Annotated in this window: 14 protein-coding genes; 8 read left to right on the top strand and 6 right to left on the bottom strand. The window is 53.5% G+C overall.

What is annotated here, in order from left to right; genetic code table 11:
• The first annotated feature begins 26 nt into the window (after positions 1-26).
• From fabF to GH984_RS01045, 6 genes are read left to right on the top strand one after another with little or no spacing between them, the layout of a single operon-like run.
• Positions 27-1,271 (top strand): beta-ketoacyl-ACP synthase II, encoded by a 1,245-nt coding sequence (gene fabF, locus GH984_RS01020; RefSeq protein ID WP_153718357.1) that lies wholly within the window; start codon positions 27-29, stop codon positions 1,269-1,271.
• Complete coding sequence (gene pabC, locus GH984_RS01025; RefSeq protein ID WP_153718358.1) at positions 1,237-2,073, top strand: aminodeoxychorismate lyase; 837 nt, start codon at positions 1,237-1,239, stop codon at positions 2,071-2,073. Before fabF ends, pabC begins: the two co-directional genes overlap by 35 nt.
• The gene (gene mltG, locus GH984_RS01030) at positions 2,070-3,092 is read left to right on the top strand and encodes an endolytic transglycosylase MltG (RefSeq protein WP_153718359.1); all 1,023 of its coding nucleotides are present in this window, start codon (positions 2,070-2,072) and stop codon (positions 3,090-3,092) included. The genes pabC and mltG overlap by 4 nt, the downstream gene beginning before the upstream one ends.
• Positions 3,089-3,724 (top strand): dTMP kinase, encoded by a 636-nt coding sequence (tmk, locus tag GH984_RS01035; protein ID WP_153718360.1) that lies wholly within the window; start codon positions 3,089-3,091, stop codon positions 3,722-3,724. The genes mltG and tmk overlap by 4 nt, the downstream gene beginning before the upstream one ends.
• A complete protein-coding gene (holB, locus tag GH984_RS01040) occupies positions 3,717-4,703 on the top strand; it encodes a DNA polymerase III subunit delta' (RefSeq protein ID WP_153718361.1) in 987 nt (328 codons plus the stop codon). Before tmk ends, holB begins: the two co-directional genes overlap by 8 nt.
• Positions 4,693-5,499 (top strand): TatD family hydrolase, encoded by an 807-nt coding sequence (locus GH984_RS01045; protein WP_153718362.1) that lies wholly within the window; start codon positions 4,693-4,695, stop codon positions 5,497-5,499. The genes holB and GH984_RS01045 overlap by 11 nt, the downstream gene beginning before the upstream one ends.
• Here GH984_RS01045 and GH984_RS01050 read toward each other — a convergent pair.
• The 3 genes from GH984_RS01050 to GH984_RS01060 are packed head-to-tail and all read right to left on the bottom strand — an operon-like array spanning position 5,482 to position 8,420.
• Positions 5,482-6,693 (bottom strand): TraB/GumN family protein, encoded by a 1,212-nt coding sequence (locus tag GH984_RS01050; RefSeq protein WP_153718363.1) that lies wholly within the window; start codon positions 6,691-6,693, stop codon positions 5,482-5,484. The two genes, GH984_RS01045 and GH984_RS01050, sit on opposite strands and share 18 nt — an antisense overlap.
• A gap of 8 nt (positions 6,694-6,701) precedes the next feature.
• Positions 6,702-7,442 (bottom strand): SDR family NAD(P)-dependent oxidoreductase, encoded by a 741-nt coding sequence (locus GH984_RS01055; RefSeq protein WP_153718364.1) that lies wholly within the window; start codon positions 7,440-7,442, stop codon positions 6,702-6,704.
• Positions 7,443-7,460: 18 nt separating this feature from the next.
• Complete coding sequence (locus GH984_RS01060; RefSeq protein ID WP_153718365.1) at positions 7,461-8,420, bottom strand: 2-hydroxyacid dehydrogenase; 960 nt, start codon at positions 8,418-8,420, stop codon at positions 7,461-7,463.
• A gap of 391 nt (positions 8,421-8,811) precedes the next feature.
• Here GH984_RS01060 and dusB point away from each other — a divergent pair, with 391 nt between their 5' ends.
• The gene (gene dusB, locus GH984_RS01065) at positions 8,812-9,741 is read left to right on the top strand and encodes a tRNA dihydrouridine synthase DusB (protein WP_305849955.1); all 930 of its coding nucleotides are present in this window, start codon (positions 8,812-8,814) and stop codon (positions 9,739-9,741) included.
• Here the strand turns inward: dusB and GH984_RS01070 are convergent.
• Positions 9,713-10,375 (bottom strand): rhomboid family intramembrane serine protease, encoded by a 663-nt coding sequence (locus GH984_RS01070; RefSeq protein ID WP_439959272.1) that lies wholly within the window; start codon positions 10,373-10,375, stop codon positions 9,713-9,715. The two genes, dusB and GH984_RS01070, sit on opposite strands and share 29 nt — an antisense overlap.
• A 102-nt stretch (positions 10,376-10,477) precedes the next feature.
• On the opposite strand from GH984_RS01070, the gene GH984_RS01075 reads away from it, so the two are divergent.
• Positions 10,478-11,500, top strand: coding sequence for a class I fructose-bisphosphate aldolase (locus GH984_RS01075; protein WP_153718368.1), 1,023 nt, complete (start codon positions 10,478-10,480; stop codon positions 11,498-11,500).
• On the opposite strand, the gene GH984_RS01080 is transcribed toward GH984_RS01075, so the two are convergent.
• The gene (locus GH984_RS01080) at positions 11,497-12,852 is read right to left on the bottom strand and encodes a Do family serine endopeptidase (RefSeq protein ID WP_439959277.1); all 1,356 of its coding nucleotides are present in this window, start codon (positions 12,850-12,852) and stop codon (positions 11,497-11,499) included. The genes GH984_RS01075 and GH984_RS01080 overlap by 4 nt on opposite strands.
• Positions 12,853-12,857: 5 nt before the next feature.
• Positions 12,858-14,417 (bottom strand): peptide chain release factor 3, encoded by a 1,560-nt coding sequence (locus GH984_RS01085; RefSeq protein WP_153718369.1) that lies wholly within the window; start codon positions 14,415-14,417, stop codon positions 12,858-12,860.
• Positions 14,418-14,440: the final 23 nt, after the last annotated feature.

Genomic DNA, 14,440 nt, shown 5'->3' on the forward strand with positions numbered 1-14,440 from the left:
CCTGTTGCATGTCGGGAGATAACAAATTGAAAGGCCGTCGAGTAGTTGTAACGGGCATGGGCATCGTCTCACCGGTTGGTAATACGATTGAGCAGGCGTGGCAAAACATCGTTGCTGGCAAAAGCGGAATCGGGCCGATTACGAGATTTGATGTTGAGGCCTTCCCCGTCCGCTTCGGTGGAGAAGTGCGGAACTTCGATATCGAGCAGTACATCATCCGAAAAAATGCCCGAAAGATGGATCCTTTCATTCACTATGGTATTGCCGCTGCGATGGATGCGGTGGGTGATGCGGGCCTAGAAATCAACGAGGCCAATGCGGAGCGGGTCGGAGTATCCGTTGGCTCTGGAATCGGTGGTATTTTCTCAATTGAAGAAGGTCACAAGAGCTACCTCGAGGGCGGACCCAGAAAAATCTCTCCGTTTTTTATCCCCAGTGCGATTATCAATATGGTTTCTGGCAACCTTTCGATTCTGTTAGGTGCAAAAGGCCCTAATTTGGCAACCGTAACGGCTTGCACCACCGCAACGCATAACATTGGGTTAAGCGCGCGGCTTATAGCCTACGGCGACGCAGATGTGATGATTGCAGGCGGTGCAGAGTTTGGCACAACGCCAACTGGTCTCGGGGGGTTTGCGGCGGCACGCGCGCTATCTACCCGAAACGACGATCCACAGGGCGCTAGCCGGCCATGGGATCAAGGCCGTGATGGCTTTGTGCTTTCCGATGGCGCCGGCGTCTTAGTGCTAGAAGAATATGAGCACGCTAAGCAGCGTGGGGCTAATATTTATGCCGAACTTGCCGGGTTTGGTATGAGTGGTGATGCCCATCACATGACGCTGCCGTCTGATACGGGCGACGGTGCCAGCCGCTGCATGACACAAGCATTAAATGATGCAGGCCTTAATGCGCAGGACATCGATTATGTGAATGCGCATGGCACTTCAACCAAAGCCGGTGACGGTGCTGAGCTACAAGCGGTAAAAGCCAGTTTTGGGGAACATGCTTACGATTTGGCGGTGAGTTCAACAAAATCGATGACAGGGCATTTGCTTGGGGCTGCAGGGGGCATCGAAGCGATCTTCACCGTCCTAGCCATGCGTGATGGCATTTTGCCTCCAACCATTAACTTAGAAGAGCCTGACGAAGAGTTCGATCTTGATCTAGTGCCTTTAGAGGCGCGTGATCAGCCAATTAAAGCAGCGCTGTCCAACTCGTTTGGTTTTGGCGGCACCAATGGCACGGTTATCTTTGCCCGCCTGTCTGATTGACGGGCAACCCCAGCACCAAGTAGAGGTCACCGACCGTGGTCTGGCGTATGGCGATGGTGTGTTTGAGACTATCGCCATCGTCGATGGCGTGCCCGCGTTATGGCAGGCCCATCTCAATCGCCTACAGGCTGGTTGTCAGCAATTAGGATTTTCAGCACCCACGCAACAAGCCTTGGAGCAAGATCTGGCTGCGTTAGATCTACCAGACGTGGGCGTTTTAAAATTGATAGCCACTCGTGGTAGCGGTGGTCGGGGATATGCACCACCGGATGCGCCAACACCTCGCAGAGTGGTGCAGATCCTACCGCCACGCCCCGCCCTAGAAGCAGAGCATTCAGGCATTACGGTGCGCTGGTGTCAGACACGGCTTGCAGCACAACCTGCGCTTGCTGGCATAAAGCATCTTAACCGGCTTGAGCAGGTACTCGCGAGACAAGAGTGTCAGGCAGATGGCAGCGCTGAGGGCTTAATGTGCGATGTTAAGGGCGGGTTAGTTGAGGCAACGGCCGGCAACCTACTGATCGATCAGGGTAAAGAGTGGATATTTCCAACGGGTGTGGACTGTGGGGTTGCGGGCGTTATGCAATCCTATTTAGGGCGCTTGGCGGATCAATGGGGCATCAATGTGGTTCATCGCGCTTTTATGCCCAGCGAAATGAATGACGCAACCGCCCTGTTAATTTGCAACAGCTTGATTGGGGTGGTTCCGGTCTATGCGATTGGCACTCAAAAACTGGCCAGTTCATTAAACTATGAGCGAATTCGCGAACATCTGATTACTCAGCGGCTCATTGCGGTATGAAACAGAAAATTCTCTTCATCGGCATCGTTTTAGCGGGTGTCCTGTTGGGGGCGATGAGCGCTGCCTGGCTCGCTTATGAGCGTATTGAGTCGCAACCGGTACTATCTGAGGAGCAAGCGCCAATCATTCTGGATATTCCCGCGGGCACCGGAGTTGCCGGTATCCTTAACGCAATGGCAGGGGCCGGGTTAGATGTTCAGCCTCAGCTGCTTCGCGTTTATCTACGCTTGCGCGGCGCCGATCAACGGCTGCAAGCCGGGGAGTATGCCGTGCAACCTGGCGACACAGCGGCTGAACTCGTTGCCCGAATGGTCAGTGGCGCCGTCATACAGCATCGCCTCACCATTGTAGAAGGATGGCGGTTCGACGATTTAATGGCCGCCTTGCACGCACATCCCGCGATCACGCCTGAGTTAGCGCCAAATACTGGCCCAAAAACCATTATGACGGCCTTAAATCGTCCCGAGCTAGACGCAGAGGGCCGGTTCTTACCAGAAACCTATTTGTTTACTCGCGGTACAAGCGAGCTTGCAATTTTAAAAAGAGCGTTAGCGGCGCTAGAAGCAGAACTGGCAGCGGCGTGGGAAAACCGAGCACCCGGCATTCCGCTGAGCACACCCGATGAGGCGTTAATTCTTGCCTCGATCATTGAAAAAGAGACCGCATTGCCCGAGGAAAGGCGTGAAATAGCGGGGGTTTTCACACGTCGACTGCAACAAGGCATGCGTCTACAAACCGATCCAACCGTTATTTACGGGTTGGGAGATTCCTACACCGGGCGGCTTCGGCGTAAAGATCTCACTAGCGATACGCCATGGAATACCTATACACGGCATGGGTTACCCCCTACACCGATTGCATTAGCGGGTGCCGCCTCCATTAGGGCAGCCGTCAATCCCGCGGAAGGTGATACGCTGTATTTTGTCTCGCGTGGCGATGGCAGTCATGTCTTTTCCGTTACCTACGAACAACACAATGCCGCGGTACGTCGATACATACTGGGCGAGGATGATGAATGAGACTGCGTAATCGCTTTATCACGGTAGAAGGGGTTGAAGGCGCGGGAAAGACCTCGGCCGTTGCCTCTATTGTTAATTGGATTGAAACGCAGCAAGGCGGGCAGGTAGTGGCTACCCGTGAACCCGGCGGCACCTCACTGGGTGAAGATCTGCGTGCCATTTTGCTGAGCCATCGTGAGGAGGGTATGTCGAGCGATGCTGAGCTTTTGTTAATGTTTGCCGCACGCGCCGAGCATCTCGAAAGAGTCATTAGGCCTGCGCTCGCGGCCGGGCAGTGGGTTGTTTGTGATCGTTTCACTGATGCCAGTTTTGCTTATCAGGGCGGTGGTCGCGGGCTTGATAAAGATCGGATCGATGCACTGGCTCAGTGGACGCATCCAGATTTAGCGCCGGGGCTCACGCTCTGGTTGGATGTACCGGTGGCAGTTGGGCTTGCCCGCGCGGCGGGCCGAAGTACGCCAGATCGCTTTGAAAGCGAAAAGCAGACGTTCTTTGATGCGGTTCGCAACACGTATGAACAGCGGCAAATCCTTGAACCGCATCGAATGAAACGGATTGATGCCGGGGCGCCGATTAACGCCGTACAATCTCAAATCACGGATGCGCTAACAGAGGCTTATCAAAATGGCTGAGCCTAACCCGCCTAGCCAACCGCTATCTTGGCAAAAGAGCGCTTGGGAGCGTTTTAATCAGCAACTAGCGCTTGGGCATACGCCGCATGCCACCCTCGTCGCCGGCCCGGTTGGGGTGGGCAAAACCGTCTTTGCTCAAGCCATGGTGGCGAGATTACTTTGTGAAACCCCCGTTGCCTCCCATGCCTGCGATCAATGCCGCGGATGTCGATTGAGGCTTGCCGGAAGCCATCCCGATTTGAAGGTGACCCAGCCGGAGGAGGGGGGTAGCGGAATCATCCGTATCGACGAAATACGCCAATTAACGGAATTTACCCATTTATCCAGCCAATATGGCGGGGTGCGCGTTGGGCTGCTTATGCCGGCAGAAGCAATGAATCGACATACCGCCAATGCTTTGCTGAAGACGCTCGAGGAGCCACCTGAACAGGTGGTGTTAATCTTGGTTAGCCATGCCATAGAGCAATTGCCGGCGACCATTCGCAGTCGCTGCCAAGTCCTCCCTATACCGACTCCGGCTTCAGCAGTGGCCACTGAGTGGCTAAAAGCGCAAGGCGTTGATCAACCCGCCGCGGCACTGCATTTAGCCGGTGGAGCGCCGCTACGGGCGCTGAGCATGGTGAATGAGCAAGAGGATGCGAGATACCTAGAGCTGGGAGCGGCCGTTGCCGGTTTGGTCCGAGGAAAAGGCAGTGCCGTGAGTATTGCGGAGGATTGGCGGGAGTGGGGCGCTTTAAAAACCGCACAGTTGATGCAACGTCTAGTGAGCGATTTGCGACGGGCCCAAGTCAGTCAACCCCCCGAGGGGTTACCCGCAGAAGCGCTTCAAAACATGGCTAAGCGACTATCAGCTGCCCAACTGCATACGTTAATGGATCAGCTCACAAAACTGCGCATGGCGGCTCAGCAGCCGCTAAGCAAAGAATTATCGATTGAAGCCTGCTTTTTACTGTGGACTGAACACGCTTATGCTCATTGATTCGCACTGCCATTTTCATTTACTCGAAGGCCCGGACAGCGCTGATAGCGCGCTTGCAGAAGCAAAAGCCAACGGCGTGAGCTATTTTTTGAACGTAGCGATTGACCCGAGTGAGCACACACGGCTTTGCGATTTCTCCGCGCGCCATCCTGAGGTCTTTGCTTCTGCAGGCATGCACCCTTGTGGCACAGGTCCTGAGCCCACCATAGAGCAGCTTGTGGAATTTGCGCAGCGCCCAGAGATTGTTGCCATTGGCGAAACTGGATTAGATTACGGCGCAGGGGAGGGCGACTATACTTGGCAGGAAGATCGTTTTCGCTGTCACATTGAAGCCGCGCGACTAGCGGGCGTACCCATTATCGTACACAGCCGATTAGCCCCCGCCGATACGGTACGCGTTCTACAAGAAAGTGATGCTGCATCTGTGGGTGGGGTTATTCATTGCTTCGTTGAAGACTTAGCAACCGCCCATAAGCTATTGGATCTTGGGTTTTTTCTTTCCTTATCTGGGATTTTAACCTTTCGCAATGCCGAAGCACTGCGGCGCACCGCGGCAAAACTGCCAATCGATCGTTTACTGGTTGAAACCGACAGCCCATATCTGGCGCCAGTTCCGCACCGGGGCAAAGAAAATCGTCCACAATGGGTAGCCCAAGTACTGCAGTGCTTGGCTGATTTGCAGCAGGTTGATCCACCAACAATGATGGAAAGAACCGCGGAGAACTTCTTTCAGTGTTTTCCGCGGGCAGCACAACGCGCCGCTACCACTGAAAACCACCTAAATAAGGGCGTCTAGAATACGGAAACCGGCAATATAGGTGCCTGCCATTGAACCCGTCGCTGCGAATAAGAAGACCAGCAGCGTACGCGACACCCGATTATGCCACCAGCCGCGCCAGTGTTTGACCGCGTCTCGCAGCTCCCGAAAGTCGGCAACTCTTGGTCGGCGCATGGCGAGCTCAATCAGTGAAGACACGAGGCCGGCCCCGATGGTCGGATTTAACGAGGTTAGTGGCGCTGCAAAAAAGCTGCCTACAATCGTAACGGGATGTGCACGAGCAAGCGCTGAGCCCAATGCACACAACGAACCATTAATCACAACCCATTCAACAATAAGTCGCAGCCCCAAATCAGTTCCGCGACTAAAACCAATGGCAAAGCCAGTGAGAATGACAGCAACTAAAATCCAAGGGAGAAACTTGGGCCAGCGTGCGGGCGGCGGCAGCGTTTCTAGTTGCTGACGCGTTTCTCTGGCTTGTCGGGCTGAAATATCCGCGCTTTCACTCAATGCCTGTTCTACACCGTTCAAATGGCCAGCGCCCATAACAACCAGAACCCGTTTTGGCCGCTCAGCGGCTTGTTTAAGCTCTTCTAAGAGCCGTGCGGCCATGTATCGGTCGCGCTCTGCTATAAGCGGCTCATGCAGAGCAGGGGACTGAGCCGCAAAGTCACGGAATGTTGCCTCCAGCATATCGCCCTGTTTTAAACGTTCAATTTCGTCATCCTCAATGTCTTGTCGTGATATCAGTCCTAGAAAGAGGCCTGTGACGATTGTTGGACGCTGCCACCAGGGAATGGAGCGATAAACTCGCTTTAACGTGGTCCCGATATCTCGATCAACCAACCAAAGGGGCTTGCCAGAGCGCCGCGCACCAGCCGCCGCGGCTTCTAGTTCTGCACCGGGTTTAATATCGAACTGATCAGCAAGCCGTTGTTGGTAGGCCCCTAAGGCAAGGCTTGCCATTACCATGCCTGCTTTACCGCTACGCACAGCTTGAAACAGGTCGAGCTGTTCTAGTGAAGCGGGATCCGTCAGGCTTCGATGACGTGACGGGCACAGCTCAACCGCAATAGCATCATGGTTACCTTCAAGGATTTCATGCTCTACATCTGCCACGCTTTCATGCGAGACATGGGCGGTACCCAAGAGGGTGATCTCAGTTTCACCAATGGTCACCCGACGGATAAGATGGTTATCTTCAATGCGCATAATATATATTATGTTAAATAAGCCTGAGGACCATTTCGGATATCCCACTCCTGCGCACTGAATAACCCCGCGTCGGTCTTTTCTAGTACGTTATGCATATAAGCCGCCACTTGTTCTGGCGTGGCGAGACTACCTGAGCTCTTTAGCGCCTGAAATTGCTCAACCGCCGGGAAATCCGCTTCTGTCTGAGATCTGATGAGCGCTTGCATGGGTGTATCGACAACGCCAGGACGTAAACTGCCAACGGCAACATCCCGTTCATCCAGTTCTTGGCGCAAAATCTCATAAGCCATATGTAAAGCGGCTTTTGTCATGCAATAAGCACCCCATCCCGGATAGGCCGTATGCGCAGCACCAGAAGAAACATGCAAAATACGACTGCCCGCTGGCATCTGCTCAATGAGTGCCGCACTTAGACTGATCGGGCCCTCAACATTCACTGCCCAGGCCTTTCGCAGCGCGTCGGTGCTTTGCGCCAAAAGCGGGCCGACCGGCTCTAAAATACCGGCATTGTGGACCAACCACTGAATCTGCTTACCGCGCAACGCCTTAACGATGTTGGCGCGACCCTCGGCCGTACTAACATCCGCCACACAGGGCTCAATATTGGCTTGATCGCCTTGTGTCTCTTCAAGCGCCTCCGCCCGGCGACCAATAATCAAGACATGCTGCCCGTGCTCCGCCAAACGTTTTGCCAACGCCTGACCAATGCCACTGCCTCCGCCGGTAATAACCGTGGTTTGCTGCATCGTTTCGCCTACTCCCATTTAAGTTACCTGCCGAATGGGTTCGCCGGCCTTCCAAGCCTGAATATTTTCCACGGTTTGATCCACAATCCGCTGCCGCGCTGGCTGACTACCCCAGGCAGTGTGTGGGGTAACGATTAGGTTGGGAATATCACTGGCTAACAGGGGGTTACCATTTCTGGGTGGCTCTTCACTCAACACATCAATGCCAGCGCCTGCAATTTCTCCTGTTCTCAATGCGTCAGCAAGGTCTTGCTCATTCACAATACCGCCCCTGGCGGTGTTAATAATGAACGCAGACCGCTTCATGCGCGCTAAAACCTCCTTATTGATGAGGTTTTGGGTGCTTGGCGTTAGCGGGCAATGCAAAGTCACGACATCCGCTTTTTCTATGGCGGTTGCAAATGCCACTCGGCCGCTGCGAGTTTCTTTGGCATCGGGGCGCTCTGCAATTTCCACCTGCATACCCAATGCAGCAGCAAGACGCCCTACCGCACTGCCAAGCTCTCCATGACCAACAATTAAGAGCGTCTTACCGGCAAGTTCTTCAATGGGGTAGTCAAGAAAACAAAAATGCCGCGCTGACTGCCAGCGACCGCTAGCAACGGCATTGGCATACGGTAGCAATTGAGTGCTAAGGGCTAACATTAAACAAAGCACATGTTGGCTTACCGCTGCCGTGCCATAGGCGCGGCAGTTAACCACATCAACCCCGTGCGCTTTAGCGGCCGTTAAGTCGATGTTGTTCACGCCGGTGGCGACTACGCAGATCAGTTTTAGCTGCGGGAGCGCAGCCAGCAACTCTGCGTTAACCGGCAGTTTATTAATGATAACGCAATCGGCGTTACCAATTCGCTCGGCCATTTCGGAGGGATCTGTGGCACCAAATGCCGTGTATTGGTCAAAAGATGCCACTAAGGCCGACAGATCCAGATCGCCAGAAGCAAGCGTATCTTGCTCCAGCATTACACCATGACGCATGCGGGGTCTCTCCTGTTTTATACAGGCTGCAAGCCTACACCAGCCGGAGGGGTTTGGCACGGCGTTGTACACAAGTAGGATCTATTCCAATGAACTTAAATTCGAACCGACGAGCGGTAGCAGACTTAGCTGATTGTTACAAATCAGAGTCTCATTAAAATGCTGTAAGTAGTTGTTAAAAAACGTTTTTTTAAAATTGACCAATTATCGCACAATTTAACGCAAGGCCCCGTGATATAAGGGTTCTTACGCTGATCCTTGGAATTAATCCACAATCTTATCCACAGGTTCTGTGGAAAACTTTTCCTGCGTTTTTTGCTTGACAACGGGCTACAATCGCCTCATGAAAATTGGACCCTACTCTCTCAACGGTTCTGTGCTGCTAGCACCCATGGCTGGAGTAACAGATCGGCCGTTTCGCATTCTTTGCCGGCAACTGGGGGCAGCGCTTGCCGCGAGTGAGATGGTCGGGGCGAATCCGATGCTCCAACACACACGTAAATCGCAACTCAAACGCAATCATGAGGGAGAACCCTCGCCAAGAGTGGTGCAAATTGCAGGCGCTGACCCATCGCAGTTGGCTCAAGCGGCGCGTTTTAACGTGGCTGAAGGGGCTGAAATCATCGACATTAATATGGGCTGCCCCGCAAAAAAGGTTTGCCGCAAGCTAGCAGGCTCTGCCCTACTTGCTGATGAACCCCTGGTGGCCCGAATTCTTGAGGCCGTTGTTAGCGCTGTTGATGTTCCCGTCACGTTAAAAATGCGCACAGGACCATCGCCAGACCGAAGAAATGCCGTGCAAATCGCAAAGCGCGCTGAGGAGATCGGCATTGCCGCATTAACCCTCCATGGTCGCACCCGCGATCAACAGTATCGGGGCGAGGCGGAGTACGACACGCTAAAAGCCGTGCGCGATGTCGTCACCCTACCCCTCATTGGCAATGGCGATATCACCGATCCCATAAAGGCACGCTGGATACTTAAAAACATCGGCTGTGATGCAGTCATGATCGGTCGTGCAGCACAAGGGCAGCCATGGATTTTTAAGCATATCCAGCATTTTCTGGATACCGAAGAGCTGTTAGACCCGCCACCCCCTGAGCTCATTAGCAGCTGGATGACACAACATATTAGCGGTGTGCATGCGCTTTATGGCACCGAGCAGGGAGTAAAAGTAGCTCGCAAGCACCTAGGCTGGTATTTGCAAGATCAACCCGATGGTCAGCGCTGGAGAAAGGCGTTGATGCAGGTGGAATCTAGCGCAGAACAACTAAAATTGGCGCGCCAGGCGATTAGCGCCGTAGCGTCCGTTGCGGCTTAATGGGCAGCTGACCCCGCCAATAAAGAATCATCAATAACCCGAAAGCCATGCCGCCGAGATGGGCAAAGTGCGCAATGCCCGACATCGATCCGCTTATTCCCGCCCAGAGCTCAAAGGCGCCGTAGAGAATGACAAAGTATTTCGCCTTTATCGGTATGGGCGGAAAAATGAGCATCAGTTTTTGGTTGGGGAACATCATGGCAAACCCCAGCAAAATACCGAATACCGCACCTGAGGCACCTACGGTTGGGTAAACATTTCCCACATCTGCCGCCATGGTAGCGACCACTAGTTGAATTAGGCCTGCCCCAGCTAAACAGACCATATAAAACGTAAGAAACGGCCGAGACCCCCATAACATTTCAAGCGCGGCGCCGAACATGAACAGGGCAAACATATTCACAAACAGATGAAAAAAACCGCCATGCAAAAAGCCATAAGTGATCACCTGCCACCACTCAAAGCTAGGAATTCCACCGACATAGCGAGCTGAAAGCGCCTCAGTTCCCATCGGCCACAGACCAAAGTGAATCAGGACGCTTGGGCCTAGCATTGTGTACGCTGCAAATGCCAAACCATTAGCGATGAGCATGATCATGACAACGGGGGTTTTTTCAAAACTGATCGAGTCCATGAGCGGCATCATAGCATTGGATTGATCAATGACTGGTCTGAAACGGCAAAGAGCTTTAGAATTTGCGGCATCAATTCAGATGGAGAAGGGAGGTCCCGGTTCATGGATACTTTTGGGCAAATGCAGCGCACGATCGAGCGGTTAACCACACCCGGTCGAGGCATATTGGCCGCTGATGAGAGTTACCCCACGATAACCAAGCGCCTAGCGGCCCATGGCATCGAGTCTACTGAGGAGAACCGGCGGGCCTATCGCAGCCTACTCGCCACTACACCCGGAATTGGCGAATACGTCAGTGGGATCATCTTCTTCGAAGAAACGCTTAAGCAAAAGTCTGACGAGGGCGATCTGATTCCGGCCGCATGCGAACGTCACGACATCGTGCCAGGCATTAAAGTAGACAAAGGGCTTGTTGATCTACCCGGAACAAACGGCGAGAAGGCAACCCAAGGCTTGGATAACCTCGGTGATCGGCTAGATGGCTACGTTCAACAAGGTGCGCTGTTTACGAAATGGCGCAACGTCTACGAAATCACTTCTACTTTACCTAGCACCCAGCTCATTGAAGCCAATGCCGAAGTGCTCGCGCGTTACGCCGCGGTCGCACAGTCACGGGGCATGGTGCCGATTGTTGAGCCAGAAGTGCTCATGGACGGCGATCACGACATTGATCGCTGCGCTGAGGTCACAGAAGCGGCTCAGGCTGCCGTGTTTGCAGCGCTGCGTCGTCACCGTGTCAGTCTGGAGCACATTGTGCTTAAGCCGAATATGGTGCTGCCAGGCCGTAACTTGCCACGGCCTAGCCCCGAAGTTTGTGCTGAATACACGCTGCGCATCTTACGACGCACGGTGCCAGCGGCTGTGCCCACCATTAACTTCCTTTCCGGCGGTCAAACGCCTGAAGAAGCCACGGCTAATTTAAATGCCATTAATCAGGCCGAGGGGCCGCGCCCTTGGGTGGTGAGCTTTTCTTATAGCCGCGCGCTGCAAGAGCCAGTTCAGGCAGCATGGCTGGGACAGTCAGAAAATAAGGCAGCCGCCCAAAAAGCATTTTTGCATCGGGCCAAATTGAACTCTCTGGCACGCCAAGGCCAGTATGAAACTTCTATGGAAACCGGCAGCTAACGGACCAATACAAAAAAAGCGCGCTCGCCACGCTGGATATTGAGCAGTAGTTCAGTATTTGTCGTGGCGAGTCGCTCTTGCATCAGTTCGATTGAGTCAATCGGCTGTCGATTGATAGACGTAACCACATCGCCAGGCTGCAGATACTGAGCGGCCCGTGTTCTAGGCTCTACGCGAGTTACCAGCACACCCCGCACCGCACCAAATAGCGGTGAACGCTCATCAAGTTCATTGAATAAGGCACCACTGAGTAGCGGATGAAGGTCTTCGCCGCTGACTTCCCCTTCAGAAGGGTCGCCAATTTTAATGCTGAACGTTTTGCGAAGGCCATCCCTGATCGCAACCACGTCTGCCGTTTCGCCCACCCGTAAAAGCCCAATCGTATTAGTCATTGCGGTGGCATCGCGAATAGGCCGATCATTGATCTTGACAATGATATCGCCCGGCTCCAAACCAGCGGCCTCAGCGGCTGAGCCCGAGGCTACCTGAGCGACCAGGGCCCCATCCAGGTGATCAACCCCAAACGCAGCTGCAATATCCGGCGTCAGGTTCTGCGCGCGTACGCCAAGCACACCGCGCCGAACCGCGCCATAGTCGATGAGCTGATCCATCACCTCGGCGGCCATATTGATCGGTATCGCGAATCCGATCCCAATATTTCCACCGCCGCGCGATAAAATGGCGGTATTAATACCGATGAGCTCTCCACGTAAATTGATTAAGGCGCCACCAGAGTTGCCGGGGTTAATTGAGGCATCGGTTTGAATAAACTGCTGCAGCCGCGCCCCCCCACTACCCGGCAAGGATCGTTCCAACCCGCTGACAACCCCCGTTGTGACCGTATGATCGAGCCCAAATGGATTGCCAATCGCAATGGTGTAGTCACCCACTCGCAGCTCGTCCGAGTTAGCAAAGGGCAGCGCAGAGAGCGATTTTGCATCAACCTGTATTACAGCCAAATCGGTTTCAGAATCAGAGCCAATCACCGTTGCCTCAAGCTCTCGGCCATCATCAAGGCCCACGGTTATTTGATCTGCGTTGGCAATCACATGATGGTTCGTCAGAATAAATCCACGCCTGGCATCAACAATAACCCCAGAACCTAAGGACTGGACTTGGCGCTGCTGGCGCGGTTGCGGCACGTCAAAAAACCGCTGAAAAAACGGATCATTTAGGAGCGGGTTGGTCTGGATCTCCACCGTGCCCGAGGTGGCGATGTTAACCACGGCTGGCGAGACTGACTCGATGAGCGGCGCCAAACTAGGGGTGTCGCCATTAGGTAAAACAATCTGCGCTGAGGCTGCTTGGCTTAAGATCAGCCCAAGAACCAAGCCTTTAAACCACCACCTAATCACTGTTAATGCTCTCGTGTTGCGTAAAACTCAATATCAGCCCAACGCTCCTCCGTGAGCTGTAAATTAACGCGAGTGGGCGCGATATAGGCCAGTTCTCCCGATACATCTAGTGCCAGATTATCGGATTGCCGGTCTTTAAAATCGGCCAGCATGCGCGCATCGTCACAGTGCACCCAACGGGCGGTTGCTACACCCACCGGCTCAAACTGGCAATCCACGCCATATTCATGTTTGAGTCGAAACGCCACCACATCAAACTGCAGCGACCCGACTGCACCAACAATTAAATCATTACGCGTCAGGGGCCGGAATAACTGGGATGCGCCCTCTTCACATAGCTCAACCAGGCCCTTCTGAAGCGCCTTCATCCGCATTGGGTCTTTGAGCACTGCGCGACGAAACAGTTCAGGCGCAAAATTAGGAATGCCGGTGAACTTCAACGGCTCACCTTCCGTAAACGTATCGCCAATTTGAATGGTGCCGTGATTGTGTAAACCGATAATATCGCCTGCGTAGGCATTTTCTACATGATCTCGATCTGATGCCAAGAACGTAATGGCATTGGCAATGCGCACATCTTTACCGGTTCGAACGTGACGCAGTTTCATGCCCTTTGTGTAAACGCCGGAGCAAACACGCATAAACGCAATGCGATCGCGATGATTAGGGTCCATATTGGCCTGAATCTTAAATACAAAACCGCTGAAGCTTGCTTCATCAGGATCAACAACTCGCTGCGTTGCTTCATGCGGTTGTGGCATCGGTGCCATCTCGACAAAGCAATCGAGTAGTGGCTTTAAGCCAAAATTATTAATTGCCGAGCCAAAAAAGACGGGGGTTAGCTGCCCCGCTAGGTAGGCCGACCGATCAAACGCGTTGCCCGCCTCGCGTAGTAAATCGATTTCATCGCGTAGCTCTTGTGCCTGATCGCCAATTATCTCATCAAGCTCTGGGTTAGCCAGCCCGTCAATTTGCTTACCGTTCGCTAAATAAACACAGTCTTCAAGCAAATGAAAAACGCCACGAAAGCGCTGACCCATCCCAACTGGCCAAGTAATCGGTGCGCAATCCATTTTGAGCACTGTTTCAACCTCGTCCATGAGGTCCATCGGATCCCGGCCTTCCCGGTCTAGCTTGTTCATAAAGGTGATAATGGGTGTATTTCGAAGCCGACAGACATCCATCAACTTTATGGTCCGCTCTTCCACACCCTTTGCGGCATCAATCACCATCAGCGCTGAATCTACCGCCGTTAGGGTGCGGTAAGTGTCTTCAGAGAAATCTTCGTGGCCTGGGGTATCCAACAAATTAACCATTGCATCCCGATAGGGAAATTGCATGACAGACGAGGTTACGGAAATGCCGCGCTCTTTCTCAAGCGCCATCCAATCTGACGTGGCGTGACGATCTGACTTTCGCCCCTTAACGGTGCCCGCTAGCTGAATTGCGCCGCCAAAGAGTAGTAATTTTTCGGTCACGGTCGTCTTACCCGCATCGGGATGAGAGATAATGGCGAACGTGCGCCGGCGGTGCCCTTCTGGGCTTTTGGCGGTAGTAGACATGAAGTGCGACAATCAATCCGTTA

It is taken from the genome of Spiribacter salilacus (assembly GCF_009649225.1).
Classification (GTDB): domain Bacteria; phylum Pseudomonadota; class Gammaproteobacteria; order Nitrococcales; family Nitrococcaceae; genus Spiribacter; species Spiribacter salilacus.